Source organism: Micromonospora sp. NPDC003197 (assembly GCF_053590565.1).
In genome coordinates, this window is record NZ_JBSFTE010000030.1 from 63,307 (window position 1) to 78,017 (window position 14,711).

The window sequence follows — 14,711 nt, forward strand, 5'->3', positions numbered from 1 at the left end:
GTCCGGTTCGGTGACCGGTTCCACGTTCTCATGGAAGGCAGGAAACGCATGCTCGCCAACGACGTGATCAGCACGGGGCGTTCCCAGGCGGAAACCGCCCAGATCCGCCTCTCCCTGCAGATGCGCTACGACGAGCTGACCACCGAGTACGACCAGGCCGTGGCCCAGAGCCAGGTGCTACGGCTGGTCGAGGTGGGGGACACTGCCGGCGACGACCAGGCCGACAGCGGTACCAAGACCGCGGAGCGGGACACCGCACAGTCGCTGCTGCGAACCATCCTCGACCGACGCGCGCAGTTCGAGCACGCGCTGGCTCGGCTTGCCGATGGGACCTACGGCTGGTGCGAGGGGTGCACCAAGCCGATCCCGGTCGAGCGACTGGAGATCTTCCCGTCGGCCACCTCGTGTGTGACCTGCCAGCAGACTCGCGAACGGCGGGCCGCGTGACGGGCGGTTGCGCCAACGTGGGATAGGGCGAATGGGCGAGATTGCCGTTGGGACTGCCTCGTGGACCGACCGGACGCTGATCGAGTCGGGCTGGTATCCACCGGAGGTAGACACGGCAGAGAAACGACTCGCCCACTACGCCCGACAGTTTCCACTCGTCGAGGTCGATGCGACCTACTACTCCCCGCCGGCTGAGCGCACCGCCCAGTTGTGGGCACAGCGGACCCCACCACACTTCACTTTCAACATCAAGGCGTTCAGCCTGCTGACCGGCCACCCGACCCGGGTGGCCGCGCTCTACCGCGACCTGCGACCCGTGACCGACAAGCGCAACGTCTATCCGAAGGACCTGACACCCCAGGTGTACGAGGAGGTGTGGACGCGCTTTCTGTCGGCACTGGATCCACTCGTGGCGGCCGGGAAACTCGGAGCCGTGCTGTTCCAGTTTCCGCCGTGGTTCACGCTGCGGCGTGACAACAAGCAATATCTGCTTGAAGTCCAGCAGCGTTGCCGGCCGCTGCGAGTGGCCATCGAGTTCCGGCATGCCTCCTGGTTCGCTGACGGCAATGGCACCGAGACACTGGACTTCCTTCGCCAGCACCACATGCCCTACGTCTGTGTGGACATGCCGCAGGGGCACCGGTCGTCCGTACCTCCGGTGCTGGCCGCCACCGCCGACCTGGCGGTGGTCCGGTTCCACGGTCACAGCGACCGGTGGACCAGCAAGGACATCCAGGAGAAGTTCGGCTACCGGTACTCGGATCGCGAGTTGGCGCAGTGGGCGCCGAGGCTGCGGGCGCTGGCGAACGAGAGCGAGCAGACGCAGGTGCTGTTCAACAACTGTGCCGGGGACAATGCCCAGCGCAACGCCACCACGCTCACCGACCTGTTGCCGGAAACGGTGGCGACCCGATCGGCGTGATTCACCTTTCCCGGGTGAGGACACCTCACCCGGGCTCCGGTGAACATCACAGTTGGGTCGTCAACCACGGCCACGGTCAACAGCGACACCCGGGGACGGGGGTAATCCGAGATGCCATTTCGGGACGTACGAGGGTGGCACGGGCGCAGTGCCAGGCTAGCCGCCGGCAGACCGCGGGGATCCGGCCCGGGCAGGACATGTGCGGTGGGGGCCAGCGCGGTCAGCCCAGCGCAGGTCCTGCCGCGACGGGGCAGCGAGGGCCCGCCACCCAGGGACGATTGGCGGGTCGAGCCGGCCGGATGGGGGTGGAACCATGTCTAGCATGTCGTCGTCCATCTACGAGACGTCGGTGGACAAGACCAATCTGATCCTCAAGGACATCGAGCAGGCGTACGGGTGGCCAAAGGAACGCCGTACCCAGTCGTACGCGGCACTGCGGACCGTGCTGCACCTGCTCCGGGACCGGCTACCGGTTCAGGAGAGTGTGGAGTTCGCCGCCCAGCTGCCGGTGCTGGTGCGGGGCATCTACTTCGAGGGCTGGGATCCGAGCGTGGTGCCGATCAAGCTCAACCGGGAGGAGTTCCTGTTCGAGGTACGGCAGGGCTTCCCTTTCGATGTGGACGGGGGCGTGGAGAACCTCGTGCGTACCGTGCTGAACGCGCTCCGCCGACACATCACCGAGGGGGAGTGGGACGACATCCGGGCGAACGTACCCAAGGATCTCATCACGATCATTCCGTAACCCCTGCCGTTTCGGCTGGGCTGGCCGGCGTACGGGCACCGGACTCCTGACCGGCGGGAAGGGTCGTCCGGTACCGTCGGATCGCTCTTTCCCGCCGGTCGGTTGTCTTCGGTCACCTGATCCGGGACCGCTCAGGGTTGTTCCCTCAGGGTGGTCTCCTCCTCCAGGTGGAGACCGGGTGAGCCGAGACCGGCCATAGGTGTAGTGGTATTTCAGCCGCTGGCAGGTCGTGGCGGTTGGCGCGGACGCCTAGGGTCGAGGTGTGGGGGAGAGCGGAGACGAGTTTCGCATCGAGGTCCACGTCAGCGATCAGATGATCGTCGTCCAGGTGGCGGGGGAGATCGATATCGCCAACGTGGACGAGTTCCGGTCCGTACTTTGGACGCTGCCGGCCCACCCGGCGACGGTGCGGGTGGATCTGTCCCGGGTGACGCTGCTTTCCGCAGCGGGGGTACGGGCGCTCGTGGGGGTGCATCTGCGGCGTCGGGCCCGGGACGGTCAGCTCGTGCTGTGCAATCCGAATTCCACCGTGCGCCGGGTCTTGCGCGCCACCCGCGTCAACCGGGTAATCCCGATCATTGGCGGCAATGCCGCCTCACTCGACTCGACGGTACGACGGCCCTGGCCGGCCGCCGTACCGGTTCCGCCCGGCCCACGGGCGGCGACCGTAAGGATGGATCCGGTCTGCGCCGGCCGACCTGCTTCGTGACTTTCCGAGCCAGTCATACAACGGAGCACCCGTGCCGGGCGTTCGGACTGGCCGCGACACAGGTGCTCCGCATACTGGTCTGACTAGCGCACGCCCAGCAGGTCGACGACGAACACGAGGGTCTCGCCCGGCTTGATCAGGTTGCCGACACCCCGGTTGCCGTAGCCGAGGTGCGGGGGAATGATCAGCTTGCGTCGCCCGCCGATCTTCATTCCGGCCACACCGCGATCCCAGCCTTCGATCACCTGGCCGCCCCCCAGCCCGAAGCTGAACGGCTGGCCACGGCCCCAGGAGGAGTCGAACTCCCGACCCGTGGAGAAGGACACCCCGACGTAGTGCACCGTGACGAGTTGCCCGGCTTCCGGCGTAGCGCCGTCCCCGACCACGATGTCCTCGACGACGAGGTCGGCCGGCGGCGGTCCCTCGATCAGTTCGATTGTGGGCTTTTCCATACTTTGGTCCTCATTACGCAGTGATGTGGGCAATGACTGCCTCGGCCATCCTGCCGTATCCGCGCCTGCCGGCCCACGGCAGGGACCGACCTCGAAGTCCTGGGCGTCGGCCCGCCGGGCGCACGTCTCACCCACCCGGTGCGGCCCTCGGGGTCATCGTCGCTGACTCAACCGCCAGTACTGGCGTTTCTCCTCGTCTCGGACGACCACGCCCAGCTGGGCCAACTCGGTGCGAAGTTCCACCGCATCGCGGTTCTCGCCGTTACGTAGGGCACGGTCCCGGGCTTTCAGCAGAGCGTCGGCACCGGCCGGCAACTCCGGCAGCCCCGGCACCCAGCGGCGGTAGTCGTTCCGGTAGGGGTCGCCCTCGGCGAGCCAGGGATAACCGTGCGCGCGGAACGCGTTCGTGAGGCGGGCAGCATCCAGATCGCTCTTCTCCCGGGCCAGCTCGTCGGTCGACCGGCCGAGTAGGACGAGGTGCTTGCCGTCGAGGAAGACCCCGGCGACAGCGCTCCGGTCGACCGCTTGGACCCCGCCGTCGCCCCGTTTCAGGGTCACCCGGTCATTGGCGACGGTGATGGTGAGGCTTTCCTGCACGCCGAGGAAGGCCAGGACCAGACCGGCGAGTCCGCCGAGGACGGGTGCCCCGATCGTCGCGTACGGCTCGGGAGCGGAGGCCACGAGTTCGAACGGCCCTTGAAATGGTGCCCACGGCAACGAGGCGACCCATCCCGCCCCGACCTTGAGCAGCCATCCCAGAGCAGCACCCAGTATGGGGAAACCGCCCCATATCAGCAGGCGGTCCCGGCCGGGGGCGGTCACCGCTGTTTCGCTGGGGTCGTTACTCGGTGGTCGAGAGGAAGGGGTGCGGCTGCCGTGAGCCCCGATGGTCATTCGGCCAGTCTGCTCGGCCGGGGCTGCCGGCGCGACGGCCGGAGGTGGGCGTCACTCCGACGAAGGTCGACCATCGAATGTCGACTTTAGTTGACGCCACCGACCCGCTTCGATCTGCGATCACACCCGCTTCGACCGGTGACCACCCGCTCGACGCTATGACCAGCGGACGCCGGGGCACCTTGGTGAAGCTTTTTTGCACTAGCCTGTATCGATGCGAAAAAGATCTACGTTGGCACGGCACGGCTGCCGGGGCGGCACCATCGCAAGCCACTACGGCACCCTGCGGCACTGGAACAGCAAGACCGGCCGGACCGCTGCCTACCCCTGGGCCTTCGGCCCGGAGGACCTCTCCTACTGGCATGACCCGACCACCGGCGTCGCCGACTACCTCTGGACGCAGACCGAATACCTGGGCAACCGGGTCGTGGTGGCCGTTCCGCAGGCCGACTGGGACTGACCGGTGATACCGCGCGCCGGAGCCAGTCGGGTTCGGCGCGCGGCATCACCCGCCGGCTACGCGCGGCATCAGCCGTGGGTCAATGGGGCCCTCACCCGTCGGTCAACTGACCTGCCGGGAACTGGAGGGCCCGACCATCCGGGTGGTGACGTCCAGCCGATGCGGGTGCAGCCCGGAGGTGGCGGTGAACCGGTCCACTGCGGCCCCGACGTGGTCGCGGATGGCGGCCAGCCGGGCGCGCGGCCCGATCTGCAACTGGATCCACAGTTCGGGCCGGGCCGCCGCCCCGGTCAGGATGACGGACGCTCGCCGTACCTCGGGTTCGCTGGCGAGGTCGCGTTCCAGTCCACGGGCCAGCACCGCGCCGCGCACCGTGGTGGTTCCCGGCAGCCCTGAGGCAGTCGTCCGTTCGCTCTTGTCTCCGGTCGAGCGATCAGGCTGGCCGAGTGCCACCTCGTGCATCGCCGGCTGCGGCCGGGGAAGCAGCAGCCGAGCGAGCAGTTTCAGCCCGAGCAGAGCGAGCAGTAGCCCGAGTATGACCAACAGGGCCACGCCCGCCGGGGTGGTGTCGCGCCACAGGTCGAGCAGTCCGGACCAGAGCAGCGGTGCGTCGGGGTCGGTGCCGGGTAGGACACCGTAGCTGGCGGTGATGCCGATGCCGCCGATGGCTACGAGCAGGAGCCCGATCGCCGTCCACAGCACCCGGTGTGCGGCGTTACTCACCGGCCCCGCCCGCCCCGGGCCAGGTCGACGTCGACCGACTCGGTCTCCGGCGCGGCGATTCGGTCGAGTTCCCGTCGGACTGCATGTTCGACCGCCGGGCGTACCGACGGATCGCCGACGACTCGGATCCGGGGCCGCCAGCCCCGGCCCCGGCGGCGGATCCGGGCGCTCGCCGATGTCACCCCCGGCACCTCACCGGCCACTCCAGCCAGCCGCCGCTCCACCGATCGGCGGTTCAGGTGCCAGCCGTCGCCGAGGGTCACGTTCAACCGCTCTGGGGTCCAGCGGCGGAGCTGGCTGAGCAGGATCAGCAGACCGAGCGTGGTCACGCCGATGGCGACGGCCTGGGTACGCGAGTCGCCGAGCCGGGTGCCGGTGAGCCCGTCGTACCAGCCGGCGCGGTCGATCACCGCCGGTGCTCGGTCCCAGGCGCCCAGTATCGTCTCCGCGACGATCAACAATCCGCCGACCAGCAGAGCGAGGGCCAGCAGCAGCGACGCCAGCCGGTTGAACAACCGCATGGTCATCACCTCTTCGGTACGGTGACAGCGAACGCGACGGGGTCGATGTCGTCCACGACCACCTCGACTGGACGGTGCTCGCCGGAGCGGTCCAGGACGGCCTGTACGGCTGCCCGGACCTGTTCGGTCACCGGGATGATTGGGGATCGGTCCACGGCGACGTGCACCTCGACGGGGTCGCCGAGGCGTACCCCCACCACCTTGCCGCCGGAGAACTGGGTGGCGACCTCGATCGCGCCACCGGAGGTCAGTCGAGCCACCCCCGGTACGGCGAGGACCGCATCGCGTACGGCGGAAGCGAGCCGTTGCTGATCGTTCACTGGACCCGCTGCCCCTGCTGTTGCTGCCGGTCACCCTCGCCCTCGACGTAGACGTCGTCGACGTTGATGTTTACCTCGACCACCCTGAGCCCGGTGGTCGACTGGATCTGATCGATGACGTTGCGCCGGACGGCGTCGCAGACGTCTACGATGCTCTGTCCGTACCAGGTAACGATGTCCAGGTCGACCGCGGCTTCGTGTTCGCCCACCTCCACCGAGACACCCTGCCGGGTCGCTCCGTCCCCGCCACCGGGCACCAGGTTGCGTAACTGTCCGATCCGGCGGCTGGTCGCGGCACCCATGGCCTGTACACCGGGAATCTCCCGGGCAGCGAGTCCAGCGATCTTCGCGATCACCCCGTCGGCGATCCGGGTCTTTCCCGCGTCCGTGGTCAATTGGGCACGGGCCGGTCCGGGGCCGGTGCGTCCGCCGAGCGGCGGTCGGGTTCTGGTCTGACCGTCGCTTCGGGCGGCGGTGTCGGTGTCGGTCATCCGCTTCCTCCTCGCGCTTGCGCTCGTCCTTCGGCCGGTTGACGTGCGGCTGGGGTGGCCCGCGACTCGCCGGGCACCGTGATCCTGGTCCGTTCCGGCGCTGGCTTGCGGTCCGCTCTGGCCAGGTCGGGTGGGAGAGGTCGACTGGGTGCGATGGTGGTCGCGGGTGTGGTCAGCGACGCCTGGACGCGCTCGCGCGGTCAGCCAACCCGCCCACGGTGATGTCGCCGTCGATCACCCGTACAGCGATCCAGCCGACCAAACCGGCGAGCACCGCTCCGGCTGCGGCACCGAAACCGACGAATGCCCACAGCGCCGCAATCAGGAAGCCGATCACGAAGCCGAACTGTTGTCGGGTCATGAGTCCCTCCGCAGTGCGTCCTGTAGGTCGCCTGTGGATACACCGTCGGTGCGGTGCTGAACGCCCACCTGTCCGAGAAATGTGTGATGTGCATCACATCTGATTTATGGTTTCGGTGTGCTCGTTCAGATCAGGCCCAAGGCAAGCATCGCGTCGGCGACGCGACGGAAGCCGTCGATGTTCGCGGCTGCCACATAGTTGCCCGGCATGCCGTACTCCGCTGCGGTGCGGAAACAGCGGGAATGGATGTCCCGCATGATTTGTTGCAGGCGCTCTTCGGAGTAGTCGAAAGTCCAGGAGTCCCGGGTGGCGTTCTGTTGCATCTCCAGGGCGCTGGCCGCCACGCCCCCGGCGTTAGCAGCCTTGCCCGGGGCGAATCGCACACCCGCCTGCGTGAAGATTCGTACGGCCTCCGGGGTCGTCGGCATGTTCGCTCCCTCGACCACCATGGTGCAGCCGTTGCTGACCAGCGTGGTGGCGTCCGTAGCGTCGATCTCGTTCTGGGTGGCACACGGAAGGGCGATCTCGCACGGCACCTCCCAGACGTTGCGCCCGATTACGAACTGCGCCTCCGGCCGGACCGCCGCGTACTCGCTGATCTGGCTGCGCCGTACCTCCTTCAGCTGCTTGACCAGTTCGACGTCGATGCCCTTCTCGTCCACCAGGTAGCCGGAGGAGTCGGAACAGGCGACCACGTTGCCGCCGAGCTGTTGGGCCTTCTCTATCGCGTAGATCGCCACGTTGCCGGAGCCCGAAACGATCACCCGCTTGCCGTCCAGGCTGTCGCCATCGGCCCGCAGCATCTCCTCGGCGAAGAAGACCGTGCCGTACCCGGTGGCTTCTCGGCGGACCTGGGCACCGCCGTAGCTGAGGCCCTTACCGGTCAGCACGCCAGATTCGTACTGGTTGGTGATTCGTTTGTACTGCCCGAACAGGTAGCCGATCTCGCGTCCGCCGACCCCGATGTCACCGGCCGGTACGTCGGTGTACTCGCCGATGTGCCGGTACAACTCCGTCATGAAGCTCTGGCAGAACCGCATCACCTCGCGGTCGCTGCGCCCCTTGGGGTCGAAGTCCGATCCGCCCTTGCCGCCACCGATCGGCATGCCGGTGAGCGCATTCTTGAAGATCTGCTCGAAGCCGAGGAACTTGACGATGCCCAGGTAGACCGAGGGGTGGAAGCGCAGTCCGCCCTTGTACGGGCCGAGGGCGCTGTTGAATTCCACCCGGAAGCCCCGGTTGATCTGGACTCGACCGTGATCATCCTCCCACGGCACCCGGAAGATGATTTGCCGTTCGGGCTCGCAGATCCGCTCGATGATCCTGGCCTCGGCGTACTCCGGATGTCGACCGAGGGCCGGGCCGATGCTCTCCAGGACCTCGCGGACCGCCTGATGGAACTCCAGCTCGCCGGGATTGCGTCCCACCACGTTGTCGAACACGGTTTCCAGCGTGTCGTTCATCATGGCGGCCCTCCAAGGCGGTTGGCCCGTTGCCCGCGATGATCAACCGGGATCGCCTTCAACCGGGATCGACTCCCGCGACGACGCGATCGCACTATCGACCAAATCTGGAATGTCGGGCTGGCCGGGTCTGTTGCAATTCTCGGGGTCCAGGGCTCCCTCTCGGGTTCAGGACGGACATCCTCCACGTCCGCTGCCCTGGTCACCTCCGCCAGTTTGTCGTAGTACGCCCCAGCGGCGAAGGCCGTCTGGGCATGTCTTCGGCGGTCCTCACCCTCCCGAGGACCGCCCTTCCCCCACCGAGAGGCAGACCATCTTGAAGGCCACCTTCAGTCGATGGCTCCCGGCCATCACGCAGACCAAGGCCCCCCGGGCAGTACTGGCCATCGCCGGTGTGGCCGTCCTCGGCGGCCTGGCCACCACACCCGTCCTCGATCCGGGGAAGATCCACCCTGCGCCATCCGGCGTCGACCCGGGCGCGGCGGCCGCACTCCGACTTGCTGTCTCAGGCGAGCAGCCCGCCAGTAGTGCTCAGCCCGCCAGCAGTGCTCAGCCTGGCAACACGGCTCAGTCTGGCAACGGCGGGCAGTCCGATGACGGTGAGCGCTCCGCTGCGACGTCATCTGGTGCCTCGGCCGACCGGGCCTCCGATACCTCGGCAGAACATCAGACCTCCGCGGCGCCGACTGTCAAGCCGAGCATGGAGAGCCTGATCCCGCACGGTACGCAGGGCACCCAGGCGAGGACGCCGTTGTCCGCGGAGCAGTTGGACAACGCGAAGTCGATCGTGGGTACCGCCAAGCGGATGGGGCTGCCGGAACGGGCCGCGGTGATCGGTGTCGCAACCGCGTTGCAGGAATCCAAGCTGAACAACTACGGCCATCTCGGTGCGCTCAACGACCACGACTCCCAGGGCCTGTTCCAGCAGCGCCCGTCGACCGGGTGGGGCACGGTGGAACAGATCACCGACCCCGAGTACTCGGCGACGGCGTTCTACAACGGCTTGCAGCAGGTGCCTGGTTGGCAGGACCTGCCGCTGACCGCTGCCGCGCAGCGGGTACAGGTTTCGGCGTACCCGTTCGCGTACGCGCAGTGGGAACAGCAGGCCGCTGAGATCGTTCACGACCTGTGGACGGATTGATCGCGATTCTCGTACCCCGGCCGGGCCGGCCACTGGCCCGGCCGGCCCACCTTTCCGTACCGGTCGTCCTCCCATCTTCTTCACCCGGCCGAGCCGCGGCTGGCCCGGTTTCGTAGTCGGTGGTGTCTGCCTGCCAAGCTGTCGGCCAGTGCGGCGACGAGTGCGACCAACACGAACCCGATCGCCACGAACAGTGACATCCGGAAGGCTCTCGACCAACCTTCTCCGGTGGTAGCCAGGGTGGCGAAGAAGACCGCGCCGGTGCTGGCGATTCCGATGGCGGCCCCGATGCGCTGCCCGGTCTGCAACATCCCGGCCGCGCTGCCACCCTGTGTAGCCGGGACCTCGGAGAGGGTCAGGGTCTGGTTCGGGGTGATGACCAGACCACTGCCCAGGCCAGCCAGCAGCAGCGGACCCGCCGTGGCTAACGGGGCGCCATGTCCCGGGACGAAGTGCAGCGCCAGCACGGTCGCGCCGAGCCCGATCGCGACCAGCGCCAGGCCGGTGGTGACCAGGGGACGTCCGAATCTTTCGACGATCCGGCCGCCCAGTCCGGCAGCCGCCGCTGAGCCGAGAGCGAACGGGGTGATTGCCAACCCGGCCAGCAGCGCGCTGTAGCCCAGCCCGTTCTGCAGGAAGAGCGTGAAGATGAAGAAGATCCCGGTGAACCCGGCGAAATAGAGCAGCGCGATGAGCGCCCCCAGCGAGTAGGAACGCCGGCGGAACAGCGCCAGGTCGAACAACGGCTCGCTGTGCCGGGCATATCGGTGTTCCCAAAACAGGAAACTGGCGAGCAGCACCAGCCCAGCCGGCACGAGTAACCATTTCAGCGGACCGTGCCACTGGCGTTGCTGCACCAGAGGCAACAGCAGCAGTACGACCCCGAAGCCGAGCAGGAGCACACCAACGGGGTCGAGGCTCTGCCGTCGTCGCTGCGTCCTCGGTTGGGTCGGGATCAGCCGCCAGGCGAAGAGAATGGTCACGATCCCCACGGGAACGTTGACGTAGAAGACCCAGCGCCACCCTTCCTGCGTGCCGTCGAGGGCGATCAATCCGCCGCCCAGTAACGGCCCGACTGCGGTCGAGATACCGACCGTGGCACCGAGCAAACCGAACGGGCGGCCTCGCTCCGCTCCCTGAAAGAGCTGCTGGATCAAGCCCGCGACCTGCGGATTCAATATTCCGGCGGCAGCCCCTTGGAGCAGTCGGGCGGCGATCAGCCAGGTGGGGGAGCGGGCCAGCCCCGCTGCCGCACTGGTCAGGGTGAACAGGGCGAGGCCGAGGATGAAGACATTCCGCCGGCCCCGGGCGTCGCCGAACCGGCCGGCGGGCACCAGCACCAGACCGAACATCAGCGCATAACCGGAGAGCACCCACTGTAGGTCGCTGGGACCGGCATGCAGGGCGGCCTCGATTGACGGCACCGCCACGTTGACGATGCTCACGTCCAGCAGGGTCATGAACGCGACCACCAAACCGACGGCCAGCACCTGCCAGCGGCGCCGGTCGGCCAGTGCCTTGTCCGATGAGCCCGGTCGGGCGGTCCTGGCTATGCCGGCTGCCTCGCGCACCAGCGAGGACCGAAGTCCAGCCCGGCCATCGGGGAGTCCTCCCGGTGGACCAGATTCTTCACGCCAAGCTCGTGCAGAGGAGCCACCAGTTGCTCCTCCGGAATCCCGGCCTCCTGGGCGATGGCTGCCGGATACGGCACCTGCCCCCGCGCCTCCAGAGCGGTGACCGCGACGTACACCCGCTGCTCAAGCTCGGACAGCTGGATCTGTTGCATCGTGACCTCCTAAGTTCCCGACAGCGCTGTCGGGCACGCTGCGATGCGGCGGTTACCCACTGTCGTCGGCTTGATTCCTCTCGTATCGGAGCAGGACCACCCCGTTCCGGTGACGCCGCCTTGCTGATTCCTGGTGACCAGCCCTTGTTTCTGGTGACCGGCTCTTGCTGATCAAGAGCGGCAGCGGTCGCCTAGGCTGCTTCCGTGACCGAATGGGACGTCGTAGTCGTGGGCGGTGGGCCAGCCGGCCTCTCCGCCGCATACGCCGCCGCGCGAGCCGGGGCCCGTACCCTCGTACTGGAGAAAGCCGAGCATCCGCGCTACAAGACCTGCGGCGGTGGCCTGATCGGCACCTCCCTGACCGCGCTCGCCGACCGGATCCAGGTGCCCGCAGCGGACCAGATCGGTCAGGTGACCTTCACCCGTGATGGTCGGCGTTCCTTCACCCGCCAGAACCGACCCACCCCGTTGCTCACCCTGGTCCGGCGGCCCGAGTTCGACGACCGGCTGCGGCAGGCGGCAGTCGAAGCCGGTGCCGAGGTTCGGCAGCGGACCGCAGCCCGGGCTGTCGAGCAGGACCCGGACAGCGTACGGATTCGGTTGGCCGATGGCAGCCAGGTGACCGCCCGGCTCGCGATCGGTGCCGACGGGTCGTCCGGGATCAGTGCCCGCCAGGTGGGTGTCGAGTACGGCCAGGTAGACCTCGGCCTGGAACTGGAGTTGCCGGTGCCGGCCTCGGTCCAGGCCCGCTGGCGGGGCCGGGTGCTGCTCGACTGGGGGCCCATCCCCGGGTCGTACGCCTGGGTTTTTCCCAAGGAGGAGCAGCTCACGGTGGGGGTCATCGCCGCCCGAGGGCAGGGCGAGCGAACTCGTCAGTATCTGGCGGACTTCGTGGAGCGGCTCGGGTTGATCGATGTGTCACCCGTACACGACTCGGGACACCTCACCCGATGCCGTACCGGCAACTCGCCGTTACGTAACGGTCGGATCATCGTCGCTGGGGACGCTGCCGGTCTACTCGAACCGTGGACCCGTGAGGGCATCAGCTATGCGCTACGTTCCGGCGCGCTGGCGGGTGCCGCAGCGGCCAGCGGTGACCTCGACGGGTACGTTCAGGCCGTACATCGGCAGCTGGTTCCGGAGATGCAGGCCGGTCAACGTCTGTTGCAGGCATTCTCCCGACGGCCAGAGGTCTTCCACGCGTTGCTGGCCACCCCGCCTGGCTGGCGGATGTTCACCAGGTTCTGCCGTGGCGATGTCTCCTTCGATCGGGCGGTGGCCAGCGGACCGGTGCGGGGCGCGCTGGCCCTGCTCGGCTGACTGACCTCGCGGATCTGGCGCGGCCCAGCAGGACCGGTCAGCGCACCAGGGGTCAGGGCACCAGGACCGCTCGACCGTGGATCTCGCCCCGGCGCAGTTTGTCGTACGCCTCGACGACGTCGGTCAGCGGGAAGGTACGGACCTCGGCCTTGACCAAGCCCTGTTGGGCCAGGGCGATGACTTCCTGGAGTTCCGCGCGAGTACCCCAGAACGGGATTCGTGCGGTGGTCTCCAGTGGTACCGGGACCGGTCCGGCATTGGTCTGCAGGGTCAGCCCGCCGCCACCGAGCCCGACCAGCATGAGTTGGCCACCGGCGGAGACCACAGACCGGGCCAGGGTCAGCGTCGGGTCCACCCCGACGAAGTCCAGTACGACGTCCGCCCCATCCGGTGGTGGTCCGACGATCCGCCGGATCTGGTCGACCGCGTCCTGGCCGGCCCGTATGGTGTGTTGCGCGCCCATCTTGCTGGCCAGCGTCAGTGCCTCCTCGTTGCTGTCCACGGCGATGACGGTGACCGCGGTGGTGGCGGCGAGGATCTGTACCGCCATGTGGCCGAGACCACCGATACCGATCACCACACAGTAGGTGCCTGGCCGGAGCGACGGGCGGCTCAGTTCAATGGCGTGGTACGGCGTCAGCCCGGCATCCGTGAGCGGCGCGGCCTGGGTCATGTCCAGGTCACCGATCTTCAACAGGTGAGACGCGGGCACCACCACGTAGTCGGCCAGCCCACCGTCCCGACTGATCCCGACACCACCCACCGGCACGGTCCGACACTGGTTTTCCAGACCATGCAGACAGGCGCGGCAGTGCCCACAGCCGATGATGCCGTAGACGGCGGCGGCCTCGCCGGGTGCCCAGCCGGTGACTCCCGGTCCGAGCGCCTCGACTCGTCCGGCGATCTCGTGACCGAGGGTGAGTGGGGTGGGGAAGCCTCCGGCCGGGGCATCCAAAATGTGCAGGTCGGAGTGACAGGCGCCGACTGCGCCGACGCCGAGCAGCACCTCGCCGGGGCCGGCCGTAGGCACAGGTACATCGACCAATTCCAGGGTTCCTGGGGCGGTTAGGCGAGCGGCGCGCATCAGTCCTCCAATCCAAGCCGGTCACCGGTGCCGCAGCCATGGCTGTCGGCGACTCGGCGAAGCCCGTCATCCGGTGTGTCGAAGCACCTGTCTACCCAGAGTGACCGTGATGATGTCGTCGCCTTCGGGTTCAGGCGCGGCCACGGATCAGGGATGGCCGTTTGCAGCGCGCGCATGCGTCGGCTTGTCGACCGATTGGTGTCATCGATTATCTGGTCGGACGATGATGTCGCGAGAGGGCAGAGGTGTCGGCGGGGTGCTCGCAGCCGGCAGTTCGGCCGGATCGTGGAGGTTGTTATGACGGGAGAGCGCAGAGAACGGTTCACCGACGAGGAGTTGGCGTTCCTGCGGTATGTCAGGTTCGGTGAGTTGCCGGACCGGGTGCACCCGGAAGACCGTGTCGAGTTGACAGAGACGGACCCCCGACGCGACCGGCCGGATTCGGCCGGCAACCCCGATGAGTGGGCCCTACGACTCGGTCCGGGCGGCTGACGGATACGGCCGCAGTCAGGGGCCGGGTGGGGCTGGCCCTACCCGGACTGTGGGGAAAACTACAGCGCGCCGCCGATAGGGCACCCGGCAGAATCAACGACGCGCTGATTCCGGTGTATCGGTCCGGGCGTCGTCGTGATGTGCAACGGGGGACGACGACGCCCGGACCGATTGCGTCAGGCATATACCTCTGCGTAGATCTTTCGTGTGCCATGGTTGGCAGGCTTCGCTAGCCGCCGAGGGTTGATCCCCTTTCAGCGCTGTCTGGTGCTGCATGTCCGTTTCCCACCCATGATCAACTGGTGGTGGGTGGGCTGGCGTGGAATGCCGGCGGCCGGCGGGTGGTTATATCTCGCGTACGACCGAGTAGCGCTGTCTTCTTG

Annotated in this window: 19 protein-coding genes; 8 read left to right on the forward strand and 11 right to left on the reverse strand. The window is 67.7% G+C overall.

Annotated elements, in window-relative coordinates; translation table 11 throughout:
* Positions 1-48 precede the first annotated feature (48 nt).
* The 4 genes from ACWDV4_RS25980 (at position 49) to ACWDV4_RS25995 (ending at position 2,820) form a co-directional block, all read left to right on the forward strand.
* Positions 49-447, forward strand: a complete 399-nt coding sequence (locus ACWDV4_RS25980) for a TraR/DksA family transcriptional regulator (RefSeq protein WP_449983683.1) — start codon at positions 49-51, stop codon at positions 445-447.
* A gap of 31 nt (positions 448-478) precedes the next feature.
* The gene (locus ACWDV4_RS25985) at positions 479-1,369 is read left to right on the forward strand and encodes a DUF72 domain-containing protein (protein ID WP_449983685.1); all 891 of its coding nucleotides are present in this window, start codon (positions 479-481) and stop codon (positions 1,367-1,369) included.
* Positions 1,370-1,682: 313 nt separating this feature from the next.
* On the forward strand, positions 1,683-2,111 hold the full coding sequence (locus ACWDV4_RS25990) for a DUF2267 domain-containing protein (RefSeq protein ID WP_184538331.1): 429 nt from the start codon (positions 1,683-1,685) through the stop codon (positions 2,109-2,111).
* Positions 2,112-2,373: 262 nt separating this feature from the next.
* Positions 2,374-2,820, forward strand: coding sequence for an STAS domain-containing protein (locus tag ACWDV4_RS25995; protein ID WP_449983688.1), 447 nt, complete (start codon positions 2,374-2,376; stop codon positions 2,818-2,820).
* 83 nt (positions 2,821-2,903) lie between these two features.
* On the opposite strand, the gene ACWDV4_RS26000 is transcribed toward ACWDV4_RS25995, so the two are convergent.
* Both ACWDV4_RS26000 and ACWDV4_RS26005 read right to left on the reverse strand, forming a co-directional pair.
* Positions 2,904-3,272 (reverse strand): FKBP-type peptidyl-prolyl cis-trans isomerase, encoded by a 369-nt coding sequence (locus tag ACWDV4_RS26000; RefSeq protein WP_449983691.1) that lies wholly within the window; start codon positions 3,270-3,272, stop codon positions 2,904-2,906.
* A 153-nt stretch (positions 3,273-3,425) separates the two neighbouring features.
* A complete protein-coding gene (locus ACWDV4_RS26005; RefSeq protein ID WP_449983693.1) occupies positions 3,426-4,166 on the reverse strand; it encodes a YqeB family protein in 741 nt (246 codons plus the stop codon).
* A gap of 214 nt (positions 4,167-4,380) precedes the next feature.
* Here ACWDV4_RS26005 and ACWDV4_RS26010 point away from each other — a divergent pair, with 214 nt between their 5' ends.
* Positions 4,381-4,626 carry a hypothetical protein gene (locus tag ACWDV4_RS26010; protein ID WP_449983697.1) on the forward strand — a complete coding sequence of 82 codons (246 nt, stop codon included), beginning with the start codon at positions 4,381-4,383 and terminating at the stop codon, positions 4,624-4,626.
* A 102-nt stretch (positions 4,627-4,728) separates the two neighbouring features.
* Here ACWDV4_RS26010 and ACWDV4_RS26015 read toward each other — a convergent pair whose 3' ends face one another.
* The 6 genes from ACWDV4_RS26015 to gdhA form a co-directional block, all read right to left on the reverse strand.
* Positions 4,729-5,349 (reverse strand): hypothetical protein, encoded by a 621-nt coding sequence (locus ACWDV4_RS26015; protein ID WP_449983700.1) that lies wholly within the window; start codon positions 5,347-5,349, stop codon positions 4,729-4,731.
* Positions 5,346-5,870 (reverse strand): hypothetical protein, encoded by a 525-nt coding sequence (locus ACWDV4_RS26020; protein WP_449983703.1) that lies wholly within the window; start codon positions 5,868-5,870, stop codon positions 5,346-5,348. Before ACWDV4_RS26020 ends, ACWDV4_RS26015 begins: the two co-directional genes overlap by 4 nt.
* A gap of 5 nt (positions 5,871-5,875) precedes the next feature.
* A complete protein-coding gene (locus tag ACWDV4_RS26025; RefSeq protein WP_449983706.1) occupies positions 5,876-6,190 on the reverse strand; it encodes a hypothetical protein in 315 nt (104 codons plus the stop codon).
* Entirely contained in the window at positions 6,187-6,681 is a 495-nt protein-coding gene (locus ACWDV4_RS26030; RefSeq protein WP_449983709.1) for an Asp23/Gls24 family envelope stress response protein, read from the reverse strand. The genes ACWDV4_RS26025 and ACWDV4_RS26030 overlap by 4 nt, the downstream gene beginning before the upstream one ends.
* Before the next feature lie 172 nt (positions 6,682-6,853).
* Positions 6,854-7,042 carry a hypothetical protein gene (locus tag ACWDV4_RS26035; protein ID WP_449983712.1) on the reverse strand — a complete coding sequence of 63 codons (189 nt, stop codon included), beginning with the start codon at positions 7,040-7,042 and terminating at the stop codon, positions 6,854-6,856.
* 125 nt (positions 7,043-7,167) lie between these two features.
* Positions 7,168-8,508: an NADP-specific glutamate dehydrogenase gene (gene gdhA, locus ACWDV4_RS26040; RefSeq protein WP_449983715.1), complete on the reverse strand. Its 1,341-nt coding sequence runs from the start codon at positions 8,506-8,508 to the stop codon at positions 7,168-7,170.
* Between the two features lie 313 nt (positions 8,509-8,821).
* On the opposite strand from gdhA, the gene ACWDV4_RS26045 reads away from it, so the two are divergent.
* Positions 8,822-9,646 carry a hypothetical protein gene (locus tag ACWDV4_RS26045; RefSeq protein WP_449983718.1) on the forward strand — a complete coding sequence of 275 codons (825 nt, stop codon included), beginning with the start codon at positions 8,822-8,824 and terminating at the stop codon, positions 9,644-9,646.
* A gap of 80 nt (positions 9,647-9,726) precedes the next feature.
* Here the strand turns inward: ACWDV4_RS26045 and ACWDV4_RS26050 are convergent, their stop codons facing one another.
* Together ACWDV4_RS26050 and ACWDV4_RS26055 are read right to left on the reverse strand one after the other, a co-directional pair.
* A complete protein-coding gene (locus ACWDV4_RS26050; protein ID WP_449983751.1) occupies positions 9,727-11,199 on the reverse strand; it encodes an MFS transporter in 1,473 nt (490 codons plus the stop codon).
* Positions 11,196-11,432 (reverse strand): hypothetical protein, encoded by a 237-nt coding sequence (locus ACWDV4_RS26055; RefSeq protein ID WP_449983720.1) that lies wholly within the window; start codon positions 11,430-11,432, stop codon positions 11,196-11,198. The genes ACWDV4_RS26050 and ACWDV4_RS26055 overlap by 4 nt, the downstream gene beginning before the upstream one ends.
* 204 nt (positions 11,433-11,636) lie before the next feature.
* On the opposite strand from ACWDV4_RS26055, the gene ACWDV4_RS26060 reads away from it, so the two are divergent.
* Positions 11,637-12,752, forward strand: a complete 1,116-nt coding sequence (locus ACWDV4_RS26060) for a geranylgeranyl reductase family protein (RefSeq protein ID WP_449983722.1) — start codon at positions 11,637-11,639, stop codon at positions 12,750-12,752.
* Positions 12,753-12,804: 52 nt separating this feature from the next.
* Here ACWDV4_RS26060 and ACWDV4_RS26065 read toward each other — a convergent pair whose 3' ends face one another.
* A complete protein-coding gene (locus ACWDV4_RS26065; RefSeq protein ID WP_449983726.1) occupies positions 12,805-13,782 on the reverse strand; it encodes an alcohol dehydrogenase catalytic domain-containing protein in 978 nt (325 codons plus the stop codon).
* A gap of 351 nt (positions 13,783-14,133) precedes the next feature.
* Between ACWDV4_RS26065 and ACWDV4_RS26070 the strand changes: the two genes are divergently transcribed.
* Positions 14,134-14,328, forward strand: coding sequence for a hypothetical protein (locus ACWDV4_RS26070; RefSeq protein ID WP_449983729.1), 195 nt, complete (start codon positions 14,134-14,136; stop codon positions 14,326-14,328).
* The last annotated feature ends 383 nt before the right edge of the window (positions 14,329-14,711 follow it).

Excerpts from the sequence above, each read along its gene's own strand:
- ACWDV4_RS25980 (WP_449983683.1), top strand. The coding sequence starts at position 49 with ATGCTCGCCAACGACGTGATCAGCACGGGGCGTTCCCAGGCGGAAACC.
- ACWDV4_RS25985 (WP_449983685.1), top strand. The coding sequence starts at position 479 with ATGGGCGAGATTGCCGTTGGGACTGCCTCGTGGACCGACCGGACGCTG.
- ACWDV4_RS25990 (WP_184538331.1), top strand. The coding sequence starts at position 1,683 with ATGTCTAGCATGTCGTCGTCCATCTACGAGACGTCGGTGGACAAGACC.
- ACWDV4_RS26000 (WP_449983691.1), bottom strand. The coding sequence starts at position 3,272 with ATGGAAAAGCCCACAATCGAACTGATCGAGGGACCGCCGCCGGCCGAC.
- ACWDV4_RS26005 (WP_449983693.1), bottom strand. The coding sequence starts at position 4,166 with ATGACCATCGGGGCTCACGGCAGCCGCACCCCTTCCTCTCGACCACCG.
- ACWDV4_RS26010 (WP_449983697.1), top strand. The coding sequence starts at position 4,381 with ATGCGAAAAAGATCTACGTTGGCACGGCACGGCTGCCGGGGCGGCACC.
- ACWDV4_RS26020 (WP_449983703.1), bottom strand. The coding sequence starts at position 5,870 with ATGCGGTTGTTCAACCGGCTGGCGTCGCTGCTGCTGGCCCTCGCTCTG.
- ACWDV4_RS26030 (WP_449983709.1), bottom strand. The coding sequence starts at position 6,681 with ATGACCGACACCGACACCGCCGCCCGAAGCGACGGTCAGACCAGAACC.
- ACWDV4_RS26035 (WP_449983712.1), bottom strand. The coding sequence starts at position 7,042 with ATGACCCGACAACAGTTCGGCTTCGTGATCGGCTTCCTGATTGCGGCG.
- gdhA (WP_449983715.1), bottom strand. The coding sequence starts at position 8,508 with ATGATGAACGACACGCTGGAAACCGTGTTCGACAACGTGGTGGGACGC.
- ACWDV4_RS26055 (WP_449983720.1), bottom strand. The coding sequence starts at position 11,432 with ATGCAACAGATCCAGCTGTCCGAGCTTGAGCAGCGGGTGTACGTCGCG.
- ACWDV4_RS26070 (WP_449983729.1), top strand. The coding sequence starts at position 14,134 with ATGACGGGAGAGCGCAGAGAACGGTTCACCGACGAGGAGTTGGCGTTC.